14 protein-coding genes are annotated in these 22,529 nt (G+C 32.0%); 4 read left to right on the top strand and 10 right to left on the bottom strand.

Going from position 1 to position 22,529, the window contains the following annotated elements:
• Positions 1-140 precede the first annotated feature (140 nt).
• On the bottom strand, positions 141-875 hold the full coding sequence (locus tag GN138_RS12860; protein ID WP_157364411.1) for a LytR/AlgR family response regulator transcription factor: 735 nt from the start codon (positions 873-875) through the stop codon (positions 141-143).
• A gap of 808 nt (positions 876-1,683) precedes the next feature.
• On the opposite strand from GN138_RS12860, the gene GN138_RS12855 reads away from it, so the two are divergent.
• The 3 genes from GN138_RS12855 (at position 1,684) to GN138_RS12845 (ending at position 6,132) form a co-directional block, all read left to right on the top strand.
• A complete protein-coding gene (locus GN138_RS12855; RefSeq protein ID WP_157364410.1) occupies positions 1,684-2,958 on the top strand; it encodes a ribonucleotide-diphosphate reductase subunit beta in 1,275 nt (424 codons plus the stop codon).
• A 3-nt stretch (positions 2,959-2,961) separates the two neighbouring features.
• Positions 2,962-4,758: a ribonucleoside-diphosphate reductase subunit alpha gene (locus tag GN138_RS12850; RefSeq protein ID WP_157364409.1), complete on the top strand. Its 1,797-nt coding sequence runs from the start codon at positions 2,962-2,964 to the stop codon at positions 4,756-4,758.
• A 447-nt stretch (positions 4,759-5,205) separates the two neighbouring features.
• The gene (locus GN138_RS12845; RefSeq protein WP_157364408.1) at positions 5,206-6,132 is read left to right on the top strand and encodes a 5'-nucleotidase; all 927 of its coding nucleotides are present in this window, start codon (positions 5,206-5,208) and stop codon (positions 6,130-6,132) included.
• 59 nt (positions 6,133-6,191) lie between these two features.
• On the opposite strand, the gene GN138_RS12840 is transcribed toward GN138_RS12845, so the two are convergent.
• The 5 genes from GN138_RS12840 to GN138_RS12820 all read right to left on the bottom strand — a co-directional run bounded on the left by GN138_RS12840 (position 6,192) and on the right by GN138_RS12820 (position 11,632).
• Positions 6,192-6,911, bottom strand: a complete 720-nt coding sequence (locus GN138_RS12840) for a DUF6503 family protein (protein WP_157364407.1) — start codon at positions 6,909-6,911, stop codon at positions 6,192-6,194.
• Between the two features lie 102 nt (positions 6,912-7,013).
• Complete coding sequence (locus tag GN138_RS12835) at positions 7,014-7,865, bottom strand: OmpA/MotB family protein (protein ID WP_157364406.1); 852 nt, start codon at positions 7,863-7,865, stop codon at positions 7,014-7,016.
• A 146-nt stretch (positions 7,866-8,011) separates the two neighbouring features.
• Positions 8,012-10,285 carry an inorganic phosphate transporter gene (locus GN138_RS12830; RefSeq protein WP_157364405.1) on the bottom strand — a complete coding sequence of 758 codons (2,274 nt, stop codon included), beginning with the start codon at positions 10,283-10,285 and terminating at the stop codon, positions 8,012-8,014.
• Positions 10,286-10,410: 125 nt separating this feature from the next.
• On the bottom strand, positions 10,411-11,097 hold the full coding sequence (locus GN138_RS12825; protein WP_157364404.1) for a DUF2490 domain-containing protein: 687 nt from the start codon (positions 11,095-11,097) through the stop codon (positions 10,411-10,413).
• Entirely contained in the window at positions 11,078-11,632 is a 555-nt protein-coding gene (locus GN138_RS12820; RefSeq protein WP_157364403.1) for a hypothetical protein, read from the bottom strand. The genes GN138_RS12825 and GN138_RS12820 overlap by 20 nt, the downstream gene beginning before the upstream one ends.
• Before the next feature lie 296 nt (positions 11,633-11,928).
• Here GN138_RS12820 and GN138_RS12815 point away from each other — a divergent pair, with 296 nt between their 5' ends.
• Positions 11,929-12,285: a toxin-antitoxin system YwqK family antitoxin gene (locus tag GN138_RS12815; protein ID WP_157364402.1), complete on the top strand. Its 357-nt coding sequence runs from the start codon at positions 11,929-11,931 to the stop codon at positions 12,283-12,285.
• An 81-nt stretch (positions 12,286-12,366) separates the two neighbouring features.
• On the opposite strand, the gene GN138_RS12810 is transcribed toward GN138_RS12815, so the two are convergent.
• The 4 genes from GN138_RS12810 to GN138_RS12795 all read right to left on the bottom strand — a co-directional run bounded on the left by GN138_RS12810 (position 12,367) and on the right by GN138_RS12795 (position 22,369).
• Entirely contained in the window at positions 12,367-15,192 is a 2,826-nt protein-coding gene (locus tag GN138_RS12810; protein ID WP_157364401.1) for a TonB-dependent receptor, read from the bottom strand.
• A 63-nt stretch (positions 15,193-15,255) separates the two neighbouring features.
• Complete coding sequence (locus tag GN138_RS12805) at positions 15,256-16,527, bottom strand: hypothetical protein (protein WP_157364400.1); 1,272 nt, start codon at positions 16,525-16,527, stop codon at positions 15,256-15,258.
• 291 nt (positions 16,528-16,818) lie between these two features.
• Positions 16,819-19,665, bottom strand: a complete 2,847-nt coding sequence (locus GN138_RS12800) for a TonB-dependent receptor (RefSeq protein ID WP_157364399.1) — start codon at positions 19,663-19,665, stop codon at positions 16,819-16,821.
• Positions 19,666-19,795: 130 nt separating this feature from the next.
• Entirely contained in the window at positions 19,796-22,369 is a 2,574-nt protein-coding gene (locus GN138_RS12795; RefSeq protein ID WP_157364398.1) for a T9SS type A sorting domain-containing protein, read from the bottom strand.
• Between the last annotated feature and the right edge of the window lie 160 nt (positions 22,370-22,529).

Below are 22,529 nucleotides of genomic sequence, written 5' to 3'. Positions count from 1 at the left end.
CGTATTTTGTGGGTTTAACCTTTTGTATATAATCTAAGGTGTTTTGAAACGTCGATTCTTGTGCAAAGCTGTTTAAAGTAAAACAAAGTATGAAACAATAAAAGCTGATTAGTTTATTTGGGGAATAACACATCATGACTTTATAATTTTTCTAAGAAATCTGACTTGCGCTGTCTAGCTACAGGGATTTTATGATCGCTATCCATAATAACGTAGCCTTCATTTTTTATGAAAGCTTTTATTTTGTTTAAGTTAATGATGTAAGAATTGTGTATTCTAAAGAAATAGTGCACTGGTAAAAGGGCATCTACTTCCTTTAATTTTTTGGTCACTACAATTTTTTTCTGATTTTGTAAAAATAGTGTGCTGTAATTACCATCAGATTCTATGTAAATAATATCATCAACATCTAAAAAGAGTAATTTGCCGTCTGTGTTAATGGTAATTCGTTTTTTGTTGTGTTTAGAATTAAAATTTGAGAGCATGCGCTCTAGGTTAACGGAATTTATAACGCGCTCACTATGTTTCTTGATTTTTGCAATACAATCCTTTAGGTCGTCGGAGTCTATTGGTTTTAAGAGGTAGTCTATAGCCTCATGTTTTAAGGCTTTTATAGCATACTCATCATAAGCGGTTGTGATAATAACTGCGAAGTCTGAATGATTGACTTTTTCTAAAAATTGAAATCCACCAATAGTTGGCATTTGCACATCTAAAAACAAGCAGTCTGGCGTGTTAGTGTTAAGGTATTTTATAGCTTCCTCAGGATTAGAGAATGATTCAACCACCTCAATATCTTGCTTAAAGTTGCTAAGTTCCCAAATTAAACTTTGTATGGCTTTTGGCTCATCATCTACAATTACTGCTTTTAACATGCTTATAAGGATTTAACATAAAGATATATATATAATTAATAGAATGGATATAAATATGTATGCAATGCATGGTTTTGTGTATAATGTGCTATAAAGCATAATTAAAAAAAAATGTGTCACCATTTATACACTATTTTTAACCACTTATACAATAGGGGGTTGATAATTAGTATTTTATATTGATATTTGAGTAGCAAAAATTGTCTTTTTTATTCAGCATTATGAGGGTTTTGCTTAAGACATTTTAAGCTATTATTAGTTGGGAAAATTAATATTTTGCAATTTTAATTTTTCAATTCAGTGTTAACTATTAATGATCATCTGTTAAAATTAAATCATTAGTAAAAGTTAGTTATTAGGGGAAAAGAGCGTTGGTGTAACGCTCTTTTTTGTTTTTAAAAATAGTCTTTTCTCAATTTATTAAAGTCAATAAACGTCGTTGCTAGTCTTAGTTTTAATAGTATAAAACCTACAAATTTTTACGACACAAAAAATTTATAAAATACTGTAAAACAGGTGGTTATCCAATTTTATCTAAAAATGTCCATTTTATAGGGCTTACAAGAGTTTGTTAAAAACTTGTTGACAACGTTTACAAAATACCCTTTCTTTTTTAATGACAAATGTCAATCTTTGTTGAAGGGAAAATAGGATTGTTTATCTAAACATAGATTTAGAAAAGTGTTAAAATTCGCCTCTTTTATTCCTTGTTAGGGAAAAATTAAAAAACGATTTACGGAATTACTATTAAGATAATGAATGAGTTAACTTATTCTAATGGCTTTTTAGACTTTAAAATTAAAATTACATGGAAATTACACAGATTATTAAGAGGGATTATGAGACAAGTCCGTTTGTTTTAAATAAAATTTCTAATGCCATTGAAAAGGCTATGATGTCTGTAGGAAATGGTACCAAAGAAGATGCAAATCAAATTTCTGTAAATGTTTTGCAAACCTTATTAGAAAGAAAGGCTAAAGATCATAAGTATCTGCCAACAGTAGAGGAAGTACAAGATTTAGTTGAAGAGAAATTAATGGCAAGCTCTTTTCCTGGTGTGGCTAAGGCTTATATACTATACAGAGACGAGCAAGCAAGATTAAGAAAGACAAATATTTTTGAAAAACGAATTAACCTAAAGCCTTACGAGTATCCAGAGTTATATGAGTATGTAGATGCCATAAGACACTCATATTGGATTCACTCAGAATTTAACTTTACAAGTGATATTCAAGATTTTAAAACAAGATTAACCATTGTAGAGCAAAACGCCATAAAAAATACAATGTTGGCAATCTCACAAATTGAAGTGGCGGTAAAGTCATTTTGGGGAGATATTTATCACAAAATGCCTAAGCCAGAAATTGGGTCTGTAGGAGCAACATTTGCAGAAAGTGAAGTACGTCACCACGATGCTTATTCACATTTATTAGAAATTTTAGGTCTAAATAATGAGTTTAAGCACTTAAAGAAGAAGCCAGTAATAATGAGAAGAGTTCATTATTTAGAAACAGCTTTAAAGAATGCTAAGAGCGAAGACAATAAAGAATATGCAGAGTCAATTTTATTATTTTCTCTATTTATAGAGCACGTATCTTTATTCTCTCAGTTTTTAATAATAATGGCTTTTAATAAGCATAAAAATATGCTTAAAGGTGTTTCTAATGTTGTAGAAGCAACCTCTAAAGAAGAGCAAATACATGGTGATTTTGGTATAGATATTATTAAAATTATTAAAAAGGAAAACCCAACATGGTTTGATGAAGAGCATAGTAATGTTGTAAGAGAATTATGTAAAGAAGCCTTTAAATCTGAAAGTACACTTGTAGATTGGATTTTTGAAGCAGGTGAATTAGACTTCTTACCAAAAGACGTAATAAATGAATTTATTAAAAATAGATTTAATAACTCATTAGAAAGCATTGGTATTGAAAAAGTATTCGATGTTGATGAAAAATTAATAGAACAAACCGAATGGTTTGATGATGAAATTATTGGAACAAAACATGGAGATTTCTTTGTGAAACGCTCTATCAACTATAGTAAAAGAACAAAAAGTATAACAAGCGACGACCTATTTTAAATTATGAACGACCACATTAATCCAGACCTCAAGCAAAAAGAAAATATAGAAACTGCTAAAACATCTAGCCATGATGAGTTAATTAGAGCCAGAAAAGAAGCTATAAAAGAAGCCAAAGCAGAGCCAGAAATTAAATGGTTAACCGATCATAGTCGTAAGTTTTTAGCATCTGGTTACCTTACAGGTGATACAACACCTGAGGAACGCATTAAAGAAATTGCAATTAATGCCGAAAAAATATTGGGTATAGATGGTTTTGCAGATAAATTTTATGGCTATATGGCAGAAGGCTATTATTCTTTAGCTTCTCCAGTATGGTCTAACTTTGGAAAAAAACGAGGTTTACCTATTAGTTGTTTTGGGTCGCATATTTCTGATGATATGGGTGATATTTTATACACACAGTCAGAGGTTGGTATGATGTCTAAACTGGGAGGAGGTACATCTGGTTATTTTGGAAAATTACGTCATAGAGGCGCACCAGTTAAAAATAATGGAGAGTCTTCAGGAGCTGTACATATAATGCAACTATTTGAAAAAATGGTAGATGTTGTAAGTCAAGGTTCTGTAAGAAGAGGTCGTTTCTCACCATATTTACCAATAGAACATAATGATATTAATGAGTTTTTAGAAATAGGAACAGAAGGAAACCCAATTCAAGAATTAACGCATGGTGTTACTGTAGGTAACGAGTGGATGCAAGAAATGATAGATGGTGATGTAGAAAAACGTTCTATCTGGGCAAAAGTATTACAACGTAGAGGAGAAATAGGATACCCTTATATATTCTTTAGAGATAATGCTAACAATAATGCGCCAGACGTATACAGAGATAATAAACATGAAATCTATGCAAGTAACTTGTGTTCTGAAATTATGTTGCCAACTAATGATAAGTGGTCTTTTGTATGTGTATTATCTTCTATAAATTTATTGCATTACGATAAGTGGAAGGATACAGATGCTGTTGAAACCATGGTTTATTTCTTAGATGCTGTATTAGAAGAATTTATTACAAAACTAGAAGTATATAGAGATTCTCCAAATAGAGATGATAGACAGACTTTTATGTTTATGGAGAAAGCTTATAACTTCGCTAAAGATAATAGAGCTTTAGGATTAGGCGCATTAGGATGGCACTCTTTATTACAATCTAAAATGGTAGGTTTTGACAGTAAGGAAGCTTTTGATTTAAATAGTGAAATATTTAAAACTATAAAAGATAAATCTGTTAAGGCATCAGAAGAATTAGCTAAATTATTTGGTGAGCCAAAAATATTAAAAGGATACGGAAGACGTAATACTACCTTAAATGCAGTGGCACCAACAACATCATCAGCATTTATTTTAGGACAAGTATCGCAAGGTATTGAGCCAATATGGTCTAATAGCTATGTTAAGGATATTGCAAAGATTAAGACGACTATTAAAAACCCTTTTTTAACAGCATTGTTAGAAGAAAAAGGAATGAATACTTCTGAAATCTGGAAGAGTATTAGAGATTACGATGGTTCTGTACAGCACTTAGAAGGTCTTACAGATCACGAAAAAGATGTATTTAAAACCTATTCTGAAATTGATCAGATGTCTATTATTTACCAAGCTGCAAACAGACAAAACCACATTGATCAAGCGCAGTCTTTAAATATTATGGTGCATCCAGATATGCCAGTAAAAGATATTAATAAATTATACGTAACTGCATGGCAACTTGGCGTAAAATCGTTGTACTACCAACATAGTATGAATGCTGCACAGAAGTTTAAGCAAAAGAAGGAATGTACAAGTTGTGAGGGGTAATTAATTAAATGGATTAAATGTTGTAAAAAAACCGCCTTGAAATATAGGTGGTTTTTTAACGCAAAATTTTAAATCACTAATACCAACTTAAAATACTGAAAGTTAGTGATTTATATATAAAAAAGTTATATAAAGCTATAGTATATTATCAAAGGATAAAACTTAAGCTTAATTGTATTAGAAAAATATAGAGTTTAAAACAAATAATAACCTCAAAATATAAAGTAGAGGTAAAAAAAAAAGGGACGGTTTTGCAGAACCTCCCAATTTTTGTCATTATGTATTAATTGGTTTCGAGGCCAAATAATTAAAAAAGATTGAGGAATACCTCACCTCCTTTTCATGCTTCAAAAGTACTGAATTGAAATCTTTTTGACAAGACAAATAGTTCTGCTAATTATTTTTTTATTAACAAGTGTCCAAATACACTTAAAAACAAACAATAATATGGCATTAGATTTAAATAATGTATTAGTAATAGGAGTCTCATCTAGAGCGCTCTTTGATTTAGAAGAAGAAAACTTAATTTTTGAAAACAAAGGAATCGAAGCGTATCGTAAATATCAGTTACAAAATGAAGAGAAACCATTAAAACCTGGCTCAGCATTTCATTTAATTAAGAATATTCTTAACTTAAACCAATTGACTAAGAATAAAATTATAGAAGTAGTAATTATGTCTAAAAATAGCCCTGAAACAGGAATGAGGATGTTGAACTCTTTAAATAATTATGACTTAGATATAACGAGAATGGCTTTTACAGGCGGTGAACCATTAAATCAAAACTTGATTGATGGTTACTATATAGATTTATTTTTATCTAAGAATGAAACTGATGTTCAAATTGTAATAGATAGTGGTTTATGTGCAGCAGCGACTATTATGGATAGTCCTTTAGACTATCAAAATACTGATGATAGAGTTAAAATAGCTTTTGATGCAGATGCGGTATTGTTTTCCGAAGAATCTGAATTGAGATATAAAACAGAAGGTATGGCTTCTTTTCATCAATTTGAACAGAAACATGAAAATGAACCTCTAAAAGAGGGACCATTCGCATCTTTATTAAAAAAACTATCTAATATTCAATCAGAATTACCTGAACGAATTGAATTGTCTCCACTTAGAATTGCAATTGTTACTGCTAGAAATGCTCCATCACATTTAAGAGTTATAAAAACTCTCAGAAAATGGGGAGTTTATGTTGACGAAGTTTATTTTTTAGGTGGTTGGCCTAAGCGAAAAATTCTTCAATCTTTTGGTGCTCAGATATTCTTTGATGATCAGGTTAGACATTTAAAGGATACTTGTAGATGGATTCCATCAGGACAAGTCCCATATAACAGCGCATCTCCATTAAGAAAAATTCTTTAATATATAGAAGAGCATCTCATTTCTGAGATGCTTTATTTATTCAATAAAGAATAGATTTATTAATCCTCTATCAATGTATCAGTCCCCAAATATTTATCATCTTTATTATAATACCAAGCGCGTACTTTAGGTATTTTAATGTCATTTATAATGACTTCTTCAGAAAGTAAAATGTATTCTCCAGACTCTGGTTTTATTTCTCCATTATCGTCGGTTTTAAAGAATTGGTAGACTTCTAAAGCATATGTTTCAGGATTAATATAAAAGTACCATACATCGCTTCCTACGGCTTCATCATAGGTAACTTTTAAAACCAAATACTCTTTGCCTTTAAAGGTTTTCTTTTCTACCTTATCGCTGAGGTTAGTACCAGAATCTTTTAGTTTCATTGGCAAACCATAAAGATAGGTGTAGTAGTTTTTATAAAGAAAAGCTCTACCACAACTCATCTTTTTTGTTTTGGCAGAAACACTATCTAATACTTTACCATTATACTGTAGTTGGCATTGGCTCTTATCTAAACTATAAGTTGTAGTAATGCTGTCTTTAGTCGCGGTAACTTTAAATTTCTCTTTGGGTAAATTAATTGTAATAACACTTTTTCGATTAGAAGATTTAGGTGTGGTCATTACCACCGTAAAGGTTTCATTAAAGTTTTGCCAATTACCATTTGGATCTTGATACTTAATGGTGTTTTGTAGAATTTCTTTTGAGGTGATGTTTTGAGCTAAGCACGTGAAACTAAAACAGAATAAAATGATTGTAAAAAATGACTTCATTAATAATTATTTTCTACAATGTACAAATTTGGGCATAAAAAAAGCATCCAATACCGCTTTTAACGGTAGGATGCTTTAATAATATCTTTAAAGATTTGCTTCTTATTTCTCTTCCATTAAGGCAAAAAACTTATCAATGTTTGGCATTAAAATAATGCGTGTTCTTCTGTTTTTAGCTCTATTAGCACTAGTGTTGTTATCTACTAAAGGTTGGTAGCTACTACGGCCAGATGCAATTAATTGTTCTGGAGCCACTTTAAATTTATTTTGTAATCTTTTAACAACAGATGTTGCTCTTAACACACTTAATTCCCAGTTATCCGATACTTTTTCTGTATTAATAGATCTAGAGTCTGTATGGCCTTCTACCATAACGTCTAAGCTTGGCTCAGAGTTAATAACGTCTGCCAATCTCTGTAAAATATTATCTGCTTTATTGCTTACTCTGTAACTTGCTGTGTTAAATAGCATATCATCATCAATAGAGATCATAACTACAGTCTCGTTAATATCTACAACCATATCGCCTTCTTCATTAAGGTCACTAGTATTTATAGCTTTACTTAAGTTATACTGAACTGCTAAGTTCATAGAATCCTTTAAGGTTTTAGCACCTGCTAATTTTTCGGCACTTACATTTTGTAATGTTGCACGCATTTTTTCTTTGCTGGCAACAGAAGCAACTGTACCATCTTCCGATACTTGAAATTTAGATTTGTTTTCTAAAGTTAACCCTTCAACATCACTATTTAAAGATTGAATTTTAGCGTTGTATTCGTTTACACGTGCTTCAATTTTAGCAAATTTATTTTCTAACTCTTCTTTCTCTACTCGTGTTTTAGTCAGTTCACTAACAGTTTCACCATGTTGCTGCTCTAGCGCTACATATTTTTTCTTAGACACACATGAACTTAATAAAATTGCTGTTACTAATAAGATTGAAATTTTCTTCATTTTATTGTTTTTGGTTATTATCGTTTTATGGTGTTATATACGATGAAACGAACGTTTTGGACGTTGAAAAGTTTAATTAATTAACAATTTCACATAAAAAAAGCCCAATACATTCATATTGGGCTTTTTACAAAGTATAAGTTTTTTTACTCTTCTTCCTGTTGTGTTAATTTTGCAGGTTCCACTGAACTGTCGTGTGCACCAAAATATTCTTCAAGAAGATTCATTGTAGCTGTTAATAGGTCTTTAGTTTCTAATAAAAGACTAAAATATAGTGTAGTGTTTTTAGGACTAGATTCTTCGCTTCTGGTGCGTTCTACTTGTTTTTGAATTTTTTCTTTAACTAATTTATAAACATCAGTTTTTTCAGCTAATACAGCGCCAATTTGTTCAAAAGAGCGAGATTCAAAAGCGATTTGTGTTTTAGAAAATAACGCTTCCATACGAGCATCTAGTTCTTTTAACTCTTTAATTTGGCTAAACTTTAATTTCTTATGGTTATTATTAATATGCTTATGACTTACTTTAGAAATATAATCTAAAGATTGCGTCATATCTTGTAAATACCCTAATATATTAATATAGAAATTACTTGCTACTAAACTTGGTTCTTCAAGATTTTTAATAAAGTAGAAAATATGATCTCTTAAATCATCTATTTCATTAGAAAGCTTATCTATTTGTTTTCTATTTTTCTTTAAAAGTTTCAAATCTTGAATAGCAAGGCCGTTTATAGCAGATGTATAAATTTTATTTCCTCGTCTTACTACACTAGCAATGTTACCTGCGCTCTCTTGGATTACACCTTGTGTAGAACTGCTTTCAGCTTTTTCTAACTGATCTACTTCTTTTAATACTTTAGACTTTTTAATATGAGACATGTAACTGCGTATTAATAAAAGTACAGCTAACACAAGTAAGCCAACTAACGCATAGCCTTCGCCATGATATAAAATGTAAGCCATAATTGCAGCAGCAACAAAAGCGCTAAATGCTGTAAAGAACCAGCCACCAATAACATTTAGTACACCTGCAACTCGGTAAACAGCACTTTCGCTTCCCCAAGCTCTGTCTGCTAAAGATGTACCCATAGCCACCATAAAGGTAACATAAGTTGTTGATAGTGGTAATTTAAGTGATGTTGCAATAGAAATTAAAACACTAGCTACCATTAAATTAACAGCTGCTCTCACTAAATCAAAGGCAGGTAGGTCTTGTTCTTTTACAATTACTTTAGGTTTTACAAACTGCTTTTCTGTCCATTCTTTATAAGAATTGGGAAGTATAGCATTTAGACTGTCTGATGCTGATATAGAAAATCTAACGATGCTTCGAGATAAAAAATTAGGTTCAAAACGCTCTTTAATATCATCTTGTCTAGATAAATCTACTGAGGTTTTTACTACGGCTTTAGCTTTACTAGAAAACCATAAGGTTAACACCATAATAAGACCAGCAATAAGTAATAAAAAAGGCTGTGTTTGTACGGGTTCACCTAAAGCGGTCATTACATATTTGTTTGGCAACGCGCCACTTGCAGACCAGGCTTCGTAAGAGTTTAAGGCGGCAATTGGTACGCCTATAAAATTTACTAAATCATTACCTGCAAACGCAACAGCTAATGCAAACGTACCGACTACTATAATTAGCGTGTAAATGTTAGTTTTAAAGAAGCTTATAAGTAGGTAAGAAATTATTGTGAGTACTAAACAGCTAATGCCTATTAAAGCAACTGGGTTTGTAGATATAATAAATTTAATATCGGCATTCATAAAACTAGCATTCTTAATACCTTTTATGAGAATAAAATATAAAATTGAAGACGTTGCTATTCCGCTAAAAATAGCACCATACCATGCTGGTTTTTCTTGAAATTTAAATGATAAAAGTAATCTCGATGTATATTGAATTATGGCACCAACAGAAAAGGCTACCACTACAGAAAGCAGAATTCCTAATATAATTTCTATGGCTTTAGAGTTGTTTATATAAACTGATAAGTCTGTTATAGATTGAGTGCTATCACCATATATTTTGATTAAAGCAACGGCTACAGATGCACCTAGTAATTCAAAAACGATAGATACTGTTGTTGAGGTAGGCATACCTAAAGTATTGAAAAAATCTAAAAGCAAAATATCTGTGAGCATTACAGCCATAAAAATGACCATAATTTCATTAAACATAAACTCACCAGGATTAAATATTCCTTTTCTAGCTACTTCCATCATTCCACTAGATGTTAACGCACCTACGGCAACACCAAGACTAGCGACAATCATTATAGTTTTAAAGGAAACTGCTTTAGATCCTATAGCAGAATTTAAAAAATTAACAGCATCATTACTAACACCAACTACTAAGTCTGCTACGGCCAAAAACGCCAGTGCAGCAAGCATATATAGATATAAGTTTTCCATTTAAAAGGTCACTAAAAATTGAACGCAAAGTACCTTATTTATTCTAAACATAATGTTATCTTATTGTTATTATTGAAAGTTGTTGTTTTGTTTCTATAATTGATTTATTAACAGTTAAATATGTCTTACACCTTAAGGATATATGACGTTAAAACATAAAGTTTGTTAGCTGTATTTATGTTAAAAGCTTCAAATCGGTATTCTAAACCAAACTGAATTTTAGTTTTTTTCGATAATAGCCAACCGATTTGTGCTGTTGTTCTATGGTCTATTTCTGGTTTCATTACATTACTTAAACTTAATAATAATTCCGTAGAAGTTATTAAATAATACTCGCCAATATTTAGTTTTTCTCCAATAAGAGGAAAATCTAAAGCAAAACGATAACGTGTTCTAAAAATAGTGAAATTTTCTAAAATTCGTTGCTCAAATCTAACACGATGGCCAAAACGAACCGTATTTCGATGTTTAGTATAATTAAATTGCTGCGTTAGTCTTAATTCATCATTTGCACCATCTATAGTTTCTCTTAATCTATACTGCACGCCCAAACTTAAACTGTGATTATAATCTACGTTTAATGTAGAAAAATGAACAAAATCTAATTGCCGATTACTAAAACCGAAATTATCATCTTGGTATAAATAATAACGTGAACGGGCCGAAAAATTAAATTTATAACTACTGTTTACTTTATGATTTATGGAGATACCAGTTTCACCTAAGCCTTCAAAATTATTTTGAGTATACAGATTTGAGGCTAGTAAAGTAAAAAAAACAGTTAAGCTGTTTTTAGTATAGGACATGCTCATAAGAATCTTGGTTTACAATTCTGTAATTAATAAATTCTCCTTTGTTATTAAAGGTAAATTCTCTGAGTTCTCTTTGCTTGTCTATTTTAACTTCTGCAATAATTTCATAATTAGGAGGCGTATTATGTTTTTTTAGTAAAACATCATATACAAATTGTGATGGGTTACGCTCTGAGTTATAGACATATTGATTTTGAAGTTTTATAAGTTTATAAGTTTTAAATGTGAGTTTAAAATAAGAATTTATATTCTGTCTGATGGATGTAGGTATATGCCTTAGTTTAACAATAGATTCTATATCTGCTATGTGGCCGTCATCTAAAAACTCTAGACTGTAACGTCTTTTGTTGAATGTAAATTTCACTTCAAAACTCAATTGGTCACCATCTGTTTCAAAGTAATACTTAAAACGTTTACAATTTTTAGGAAGCTTACTAATAGTGTTTTTGGCGAGTTTTGGAAATTCTGATAATTGTGTACGTTCTTCTTTTTCGTTTTTTGTCTGTGCAATTGCAAATTGAAAAGATAATTGCATTAATAAGCAAATAAAGCAAAACTTTAGGAAGAATTGAGAGTACCACATAATAACTAAAATAGGGGGCTATTATTTATAATTCAAATTTAATTATTTTTTACTTAGTGGGTAAAACAAAGGTTTTATTGTGCAGTCTAAAACTTACAATTGAGCTGATGGCGGAATGTTAATTTACTAAACGACTGATAATCAAACTAAAAGCAATCTAATGTTAACTAAATGTTACGTAAATGTTGTTTTAGTGTAAAAAAAATGTTATGTTTGTAATGTAAACATTAATAAAATCCCAAATAGATATGAAAAAGTTAATTATATTATTAATAATGTTGAGTGTTGGTTTTACATATGCTCAAGATATTACAGAACCAAAATTAGAGAAGAAAGGTGATTTAACAATCGCAACTTATTACCATGATAATGGAGAAGTACAACAGAAAGGTGCTTTTAATGCAGACGGAAAGTTACAAGGTGAGTGGACAAGTTTTGATGCTGATGGAAACAAAATAGCAGTTGGTACTTATGAAGATGGTAAAAAAGTTGGTAAATGGTTTTTCTGGGAAGGTGATTCTTTAAAAGAAGTAGATTATATTGATTCTAAAATTATTACTGTTAACAAATGGAACAATAAAACTAAGGTTGCCATTAATAAATAATATTTATTATTAAAGTAAAAAAGGCTTTCTGAGTAATCAGAAAGCCTTTTTTGATTTTAGGAATTATGTGTTCTTTTGCCCTTAGAATTTAAAAGAATAACCTAAAGATATCTCAGTACCTGGTTCTCTTAAAGAGAAGGTTTGATTAGCAGCTTTGTAAGATTCGTATTCACTTAATCTTTCACTACCTAAAATATTAGTTACTTTTAAGTCTATCGTAGATTTTTTGCTCTCACCTAATGTTTTGTTAAGTGTAAAGTTTAGACTATCAAAAGACTGTGTATATACATCTGGCACTAATCCAATACCAACAACTTCTAAAGTTGCACCTTGTACGTTGTAGTATAATCCAGTTTGTAGACCTAAGTCTGAATTATTATAATCTAAACCAACATTTACCAAATATGGTGCTTGGCCTTGCAAATCTCTTTCGCGTTCTACGGTTTCGCCATCTCTAGCGGCTAGTGTACGGCTTTCAAATTCACCATCAGACATTGTTAATTCAGATTTCATAAAAGAGATGTTAGCATTGACTTTTAAGTCATTTAAACCTTCTGAAATAAATCCTAGACGTTGTCTAAGTTCAAATTCAATACCGTAAACAGTAGCATTACCTAAATTGTCAACTGTTATCTGCGTAGGTGCTTGTAAAAAGAATGATTGCTCAATTGGATCAGTAAGGTCTTTATAGAAACCACTAACAGCAAACATTTGTCCGTTTTCTCCAAAGCGTTCAAATCTTAAATCATAGTTGTTTATGTAAGTAGGTACTAAATCAATATTACCAATAAATAAACGACTTGTAATTGGGTCAAATATTTGTGCAACAGAAGCTTCTTTAAAAGATGGCCTTGCTGTTGTTCTACCATAAGATGCTCTTATGTTTATATCATCATTTACAGCGTAAATTAAATTGGCAGAAGGAAATACATCAAACTCATCTAAGATAGGTTCTCTATCATAAACAACAGTATTGTTTTGACCTGTATAATAAGAACCAAAATATTCTGTTCTTACACCTAAAACTGTTTTTAATTTTTCGGCTAAACTAAACTCTGCTGAAAAATAAGTTGCAGCAATATTTTGTTCACCCTCATAAGCATCATTAGCATTAAATTGATCACCAAATACTAAATGTGTTCCATTATCTGTTGAAGGTGTCCAGATATTATCAGAATTTAATAACTGATCAACATCACCACTAGCAATAAATGCATCATCGCCTGCAATGTTAAACGTATAATCATCGATGCTAAAATCTCTAAATTTATAGGTATACGCTCCTCCAAAATTAAGTTTTGCACTGCGTCCAAACATCTCAACATTTTTATCTAAATCTACTTTGCCAGACCAGCTTTCTTCAACTAAGTTTCTCCACAATTGAATTGGAAAAGTTGAAGCCGATGGACTAATAAATGAATCACCATTATCTGCTTGTTGTAATGGCGTAATTCTATGATTTTTATCCATTACTTTAGAGAAAGTTGGTGCTATTTTCCATTCTAAATTAAATGGATTTTCTTCAGTACTTAATCGGTGTTGACCAGAGAATATTAAATTTGTTACAGAGCGTTCAGTGTAAACAATGGCATTTTTAGTTAATGGTTCTAAACCACCACCTACGGCATCTTGTGATATAATTTGGTTATAAAAACCTGCGCCAGATTCTCCATTCTGAATGTGCAGAAAATTAATCTTATATTTAGATAAATCTGTTTTGTATGTTAGGCCTAACATTCCGTTAAGTATAACATTATTTATACCTTCTGAACCTTTAGAGTCAAAAACAGAGCTCAACTCATTGATGGAAGAATCAGAGAAGTTTTTTACAAAGGCCCCGTCTTCACGGTTTTTATAAAATGTAGTTTCGTTTTTGTAAGAAAACGAAGCTAAATAACCTATTTTGTTATCACCTACATCGAATTGATTTCCTAAAGAGAACCCAAAACTATAGTTCATTCCGCTTTTTTCTTGTTTAGCTCTTAATTCTTTTGAAAATCTATCAGTTAATGTAGTTAGTAATAATCTATCATCAAAAGTACCAGGTATTTGTTGGTATCTATTTATTGGTAGGTCTCGTGTACCATCATCATATCCAAAAATATCAGTATCACTTCCTGAAGACGTTAAATAATTGTCATTAAAATGCATATCAGGATTATAACCCAAACCTAATGAAACTGAATATTCCGCTTGAGTAGGAAAATCTTTTGTTACAATATTTACCAATCCACCTGTAAAATCTGCAGGATAAATTGCAGCTGCTGATTTTAAGACAATAACATTTTCAAGAATATTAGTTGGGAATAAATCCATCTGAATTGTATTTCTATCTGGATCTAGACCAGGAATGTCGATGCCGTTTAAAATAGATTTAGTATACCTATCTCCTAAACCACGTACATAAACATATTTTCCTCCTTGTATTGAGACACCTGGTACACTTTTTACTGCGCTTGCAACATTACTTGCACCTGAGTTTTTAATTGCTTGTGCAGAAATACCATCCATAACTACGACAGATTTTTTCTGAAGATTAAGAACAGCACTTTCTGTATTTCTTTTTGTAGATGTCGTTATAACAACGGTGTCTAAAGAATTTGTTTCTAAAAGAACATCTAAAATTACAGTTTCTCCATTTTTAATTACTACATCTGTGATTTCTTTAGTGGTGTAGCCAACAAATGAAAACACTAAGGTGTAAGTCCCTTCTTCTAACTCTAATTGATATTTTCCATCAAAGTCAGAACTAACGCCAATAGAAGTTCCTTTTACTAAAACATTAGAAAAGGCCATTGGTTCACTAAATTCATCATCTATAATAGTACCAGTAACAATACCTTGTGCAAAGGAAAAAAACGAAGTTAGAAAGAAAACAAAAATTAAAACTTTTTGTATGTTTTTCATATTAATATTTAAATAGCCCATCGATTAATAAATAATCGATGGGCATAAAGTTATTAGTGATTTTTAGAATCCTAAGCCTGCAGTTGCATTAGCGTAAGTCCAGCTTAAGTTAGCTGTTGTAGCTCCTACGGTTTGAGAACCTGCCGTTACAGCTGTTGCTGTAGAACCTAAACCAGTTACGGTTACAGTTTCTGCTTTGTTTACAAATATATCAGCAGCACTTGTTACACCAGTTGGTAAAACAATTTCCCATGCTCCAAATACTATTAATCCATCATTATAGTTTGTAGCAACACCGTCGTTATCTAATTCTACATCAGAAGAATCTTTAAAACCGTAAGCGTATATATTACTTGTTGTTCCCATAGCGTTACTTCTGTAATCAGCGTACTCACCATTTTCTGTAACTGTGTTACCTATAATAGTTGCATTTTGTAAAGTAAATGAACCAGTTGCAGTTCCTTCAGGACCATCAATTTCAAAAGCGTGATCAGAAAAATCTCCTAATACAACTACAGCGTTATCAATAGTACCAGAATAAGCTTGGTCAATATCTAAAGCATCATCACCTTGAGCCCAAACTAATAAGTTAGTAGCATCTACAGTTCCACCAAAAAATTCAATACCATCATCAACGTTAGCAACAACCTCTATGTTATTGATAATAGTACCTGTACCAACACCACCAAGTGTTAATCCGTTAATTTCGTTACCTTCTCCAATTAAAGCACCACCATGACGTATAGAGATGTATTGTAAAACTCCAGAGCTATCATCTGCATCAGTTCCGCCGTAAAGACCAAAAGTATCGGCAGCAGGAATTCCTTCAATTTGAGCTTCAGTAATATCACCAGAAAAAGAACATGGTGCATAACCTAAAACAATTAATCCACCCCAAAGACCTCTATCGTCTTGATCTAAGTTAGTACCTGCAGTTTCACCACAAGAAATATCATCACTTGTAGATGTAAAAATAATTGGTTGGTCTGCAGTACCTTGAGCGTTTAAAGTTGCACCTCTAGCAACAATTAAAGCAGAAGCTAAAGAACCTGTACCAGCAGAACCTTTTACAATAGTACCAGGCTCAATTGTTAAAATAACACCTTCGCTTACTACTACCTTTTGGTTTAATTGGTAAATATTATCAGCAGTCCAAGTTGTATCTTCAGTAATTGCTCCTGTAACAGCAACCGTAGGACATTCAGTGGTGTCATCTCCACTATCGTTAATATAGATAGTAGTTTCTTCTATAATAATAGGTGTATCATCATCTTTAAAACAGCTAGTGAATACTAGAGATGAAGCGACTAATGTGATTAAAAGTAATTTTTTCATGAGTTTAGTTTTATTATACAGTGTTTAGTTTTTGTATTTGAGGTGCAAAGAAACTACGATTTTTGCTTTTCAATGTTATCTCGAGATTATCTAATTGTAATTTAAAGGTTAGATTGTTTTAATAAATTGGAATAAAAATTAAAGTTTAGATAATAAACAAATCTTAAATTAAAAGAAGTACTAAATAAATTCTATAATTCTTAATTATTGGAGAATTATATTATTAGATTAAAAAAAGAAGCACCTTAATATTAAGGTGCTTCTTTTTTTATTTTAGGATAGCTGTTTTATTTAAAATTCCAAACTCACGCCTAAAGACAACAATATACCTGGAGAATAACTACTAAAAAGCTCCTCTCTTTTGTCGTTGAAAACATAAAAGCTTTGGCGTTTGTCTTGCAATAAATTTTTCATTTTAAATGAAACTTTTTTCTTAACTTTTTTACTACTAAAAACTTTTGAAATCGATAGATCCAAGTTATTAAAAGGTTCTGTGTAAACGTCAGTTAATGTTCCAAATCCTACGATTTGTAATGTTTGGCCTTGAACATTATAAAAAAGACCAGCTTCTAGCTCACTTTCGGCAAGCTTACCTACCAATCCTGCATTTATCATATAAGGAGATTGCCCTTGAAGTTCTCGTTCTCTATCGATTGTTTCTCCATTATTTTCGGCTATTACCAATCGGCTTTCATATTCAGCATCACTCATGGTTTGTTTAGCATCTATGTAAGATCCATTTGCACTGAAATTAAGCGTTAATTTATCAGTGGTTAATATATTTTTTCTTACTTCTAATTCTATCCCTAAAACCGTGGCTTCTTCGTTATTTACCACTGTAAAATCGTTTGGTGTGTTTTCACTCACTACGGCGACTTCAATAGGGTCCTCAAATTGCTTTGCAAACAGACTAATAGCGAACATCTGATTCTTTTTTCCAAAATATTCGTAGCGTAAGTCGTAGTTGTCTATATATGCAGATTGTATATCAGGATTTCCAACAAAAATTTGTTCTTGAACAGGATCTACTAAAAAGGCAGTTGATGCTTCTTTAAATGATGGTCTTGCAGTTGTTTTATAGTAAGATATTCTAATATTACTCTTTTCATTAGGAGAAATTATAAGGTTGATGTTACTAAAAGCATCTTTGTCATCTATAAATTTTTCGCGATTAAATTCTGTGCCGAACAAATCTTCACCAGTATATCTAAGACTAAAAGTTTCAAATCTTGTGCCCATTACCACTTTTATAACATCTGAAAATTTCAATTCAGCAGAAAAGTAATAGGCAGTATTATCTAACTCTGAAAAGTATATATTTGTTCTTTCGAATCCGCCTTGAATATAAGAGCCATCAGATATTTCAAAAGGAGTCTCAGATTGTACCCAAATATTCTCATCGGCAAGTATATTATTTGGATTGCCTTCTAAAACTTGACTATTTCCGCTGTAGAAGATATCAAAATTTTTAGAATCAAAGTTTCGTTCTTTGTCAATATAAGAGGCGCCTAGGCCAAGTTTCCCTGTAAAACTGTTAGCATCGATATCGAGTTCAAAATCTAGCTTCCCTACAACACCTTCTTCATCTAGATCACGCCATGTTCTTGAAGGTGCTGCTATGGTATTAGGAGTTAACTGGAAGTAAGTTTGATCTGAATCGGTTTCAAAAATAGTACGTCTAAAATCCTTATCGTTAAGTGTGGAATTAGATTTGGCTACTTTCCAGTTGATTCTAAAATTACCATTACCAATACTATGTTTACCATATAAAGGTATAGTTACAAGCTTTCTTTGCGTATATGTTATTGTGCTACCAACACCAAAATAAGGGTTTTCAATAAATGATTGTCGCTCTAAATTTTGGGCATTAGATTCACCATTTAATAGGCTAATATAGTTTATACCAATCTTATTTTTTTGATTTTTAAAACTAACGCCAAGCAGAGCACTTACATAATTATTTGTTCTACCAAGTACACTAGTTTGATTTAAGTCGTATTCATTTGTTATATATCCATCTGTATTGGGAACTAAAAAGGCATTTCCACGAAAAAAATCCTCATATAATACGGTTTGAGATTTATAGCCTATTGCTGCAAGATAGCCTATTGAAGCTTCTCCATCTTCTTTAAATTTATAGCCATTTGATGCTGAAGCTGCAAAACTATAATTTAAGTTGCTACTGGTTTTAATAGGTGCTAAAGTTTTATTTAGCTTGCGCGTATTATCTGTAAGAACTGCAGCTTCTTCTGCACTAATTAATGGATTTGGCAGTGCAGGAGGTAAATCTAAGTTAGGGTCTATTGGCAAATCTCTAAGTCCATCGTCTCTTGCTAACCAATCAGTGCTACTTGTTTCGTCTTCTAAAAAATTAGAATTGAAATGCATATCAGGGTTATAACCAGCACTAAAACTGACATTATACGTGGGATTAAAAGAAAAATCTTTTAAAGTAATATCTACAGTTCCTCCGGTGAAGTCAGCACCAATTTCTGCAGAAGCTGACTTTTTAACTAAAATATTTTCAATTATATTAGTAGGAAATATATCCATTGGTATGGTGTTTCTATCGGGATCTAAACCAGGTAACTCCATACCATTTAGCAGGGTTTTTGAATAACGATCTCCTAATCCACGGACATAAACATATTTACCACCTTGAACAGAAATACCTGGAACTCTTTTAATAGCACCTGCAACGTCGCTATCTCCACTTTTTTTTATGGATTGAATAGAAAGGCCATCAACTAAAGTAACAGATCTTTTTTGGAGATTTAGAACAGAGGCTTCAGAATTTCGTTTTGAGGTTGTGGTTATTACTACAGAATCAAGCTGATTGGCTGACGGCAATAATGTAACTTCAATAAAATTTTCTTTTGTTGTGTTATCAACGTTAATGTCCGTAATCTCTACGGTATCATAACCTACAAATGAGAACACTAATGTGTATGTGCCAGGATCTACTTCTAAAACAAATTTCCCATCAAAATCTGTTGTTGTACCAGTAGTTGTACCTTTAATAAGTACATTAGCGAAAACTAAGGGTTCATTATATTCTCCATCCATTACAATTCCTGTTACTGACTGAGAAAAAGCATTAAGGCCTACCAAAAAAAACAAGGCATAAATGTACTTCATGTTATTATATATTTTACAAAATTATGTAGGTAATTACATTTAAAGTTATTCAGGGGTTTGGAGGATAAATCCTTTTAAATAAAGAAGAGCTTTAGGTGTCTAAAGCTCTTCTAATATTTAAGGGAGGTAGTTATTTTTTGATAATTCTCTCAATCATTTTTGTTGATCCAGAAACTACTTCTAATAAATATATTCCATTTGTTAATTCAGAAACATTTATAGTATTTGAGTTTCTATTTTCCAGAATCAATTGACCAGATATATTATATAACTTTAAAGATTCTATTGGAGATTGACTTCGTACATTTATATTATTTAAAGCAGGGTTTGGATAAATTGCAATCCTATCTAGCTCTAACTCATCTTCAAGGCCTAATGTACCAGTTTCACTATAGAAATAAGCAGTCCAAGAGTAAAAATGTGTTTCAGTAGATCCTGATCCACTAAGTTGTTCAGAAATTATTTCGGCTTGAGCACTAGTGAATGCAGCGCTAGGTGTGTCACTTGCCATATTAATAGTTGCTAAATCATCAGTAGTAACAAAATCTAAGTTAGAAAATGTAAGTGAAGAACCGAATGTATCCAGGTCAAGACCTTCAATTGTTGTTCCTGGTTGAAAGTCTTTATATACAATATTCATGTTGTTTCCTGTAGCATCAGACTTCCAGTGACCATATTGATCGATTTGAGTTTGAGAAGATCCAATACCAATAGCAGTTACTCCATTAATAGTGTATGAACCAGTAACAACTGGTGTAGCAGTAGACTCAGTACCGTCAATTTCAAATACATTATCAGAAACGGCACCCATTGCCACATAAGCATTGGTAATTGTACCTGAGTATGCTTGATCAATATCTATTGCATCATCAGTTTGGTTATAAATGAGTATTCTATCAACATCTACGTTACCGCCAAAAAACTCAATTCCATCATCGGTATTAGAAACGATTTCTATGTTAGATATAGAAGTACCATTACCAACACCACCTAAAGTAAGACCATTGATTTCATCACCATTAGCGATAGTAGCTCCACCGTGACGGATAGAAATATAATCTAATGATCCTGAACTATCATTAGTTGCAGTACCTCCATATTCTGTCCAGGTTTGCCCAGAAGCAATACCTTCAATGTTATCCGTACCTGTTGTACCAGAACCTGTAACATTGTTACCAAGTATAATAACTCCACCCCAAAGACCACCAAGTTCTAAGTTTTGACCATCAGCTACATAAACACCACCAGCAACATCTGCAGCAGTAAGGGCATCAAATTCAGTAGTAAATACAATTGGTAATGGTTCAGTTCCGTTAGCTATAATGTTACCATCTTTAGCTATAATTAAAGCGGAAGCATCTACAGGGTCAGATTTAAAAGCAGCTTTAATCACAGTACCAGGCTGAATTGTTAACGTAGTGTTAGCTTCAACAACTACCTTACCATCCAATGCTATATCACCAGACCAAGTAGTATCCGAAGTTAATATAGTAACAGTACCATCTCCTACAACTGTAGAAGAACAAAGGTTACTATCTATAGTTGCATAAGCTGTCCATTCACTAAAAGAACAGGTGTTAGCACCAGTACCAACAACTTGTTCAGAAAGTATTTCAGCTTCAGCACTAGTAAAAGCGCCACTTGGTGAATCACTAGCCATATTGATAGTGGCAAAATTATCAGTTGTAATAAAGTCTACATTAGAAAATGTAAGAGAAGAACCAAATGTATCAAGGTCAAGCCCTTCAATTGTTGTTCCTGATTGAAAGTCTTTATATACTATATTCATATTATTTCCTGTAGCGTCAGACTTCCAGTGACCATATTGATCGGTTTGTGTTTGAGAAGACCCAATACCAACAGCAGTTACACCATTGATTGTATATGAACCAGTAACAGTAGGTGTAGCAGTAGACTCAGTGCCGTCAATTTCAAATACATTATCAGAAACAGCACCCATTGCTACATAAGCATTAGTAATTGTACCTGAGTATGCTTGATCGATATCAATAGCATCATCTGTTTGGTTATAAACAAGAAGATTGTTTACGTTTACATTACCACCAAAAAACTCTATACCATCATCGGTATTAGAGATAATTTCAATATTTTCAATAATAGTACCGTTACCTACACCACCTAATGTTAGTCCGTTGATTTCATCACCGTTAGCTATAGTAGCACCACCATGACGGATAGAAATATATTTTAATGACCCTGAACTATCATCTGTTGCAGTACCTCCATATTCTGTCCAAGTTTGACCTGAAGCAATACCTTCAATATTATCCGTACCTGTAGTACCAGAACCAGTAACATTGTTACCAAGTAGAATAATACCTCCCCAAAGACCACCTAAATCTAAATTAAAAGCGCTTACGTAGGTGCCTGCAGCAACATCAGCAGCAGTTAATGGATCAGATTCAGCTGTAAATATAATTGGTAATGCTGCAGTACCATTAGCGATAAGAGTACCATCTTTTGCCACAATTAATGCTACGGCATCAACAGGGTCTGACTTAAAGGCCGATTTAACAACTGTTCCAGGTTCAATCGTTAAGGTAACACCTGCATCAACGACTACTTTACCATTCAAAGAAACATCTCCAGACCATGTAGTGTTTGTTGTAAGTATTGTTACAGGATCTTGACCCATCACAATTCCGCAAGTGAACACTGTTAATAAAAGTAAAATTTTTTTCATGATTTTTAATAATTAGTTATTTAGATTAATTAGTATCAAAATTATGTAATGTGGCTTCTTATCTAGTTATCAAATGGTTATCGCATAGCTATTTATAAATTAATAAATTGTTACCCCTTAGTTATAGGAACGTCAACTATATTTTAAATGTAAATTTTAC

This window comes from Winogradskyella endarachnes, assembly GCF_009741275.1.
Taxonomy (GTDB): domain Bacteria; phylum Bacteroidota; class Bacteroidia; order Flavobacteriales; family Flavobacteriaceae; genus Winogradskyella; species Winogradskyella endarachnes.
Note: the sequence above shows the minus strand (reverse complement) of the source record. Positions and strands in the feature narration are given on the sequence as shown.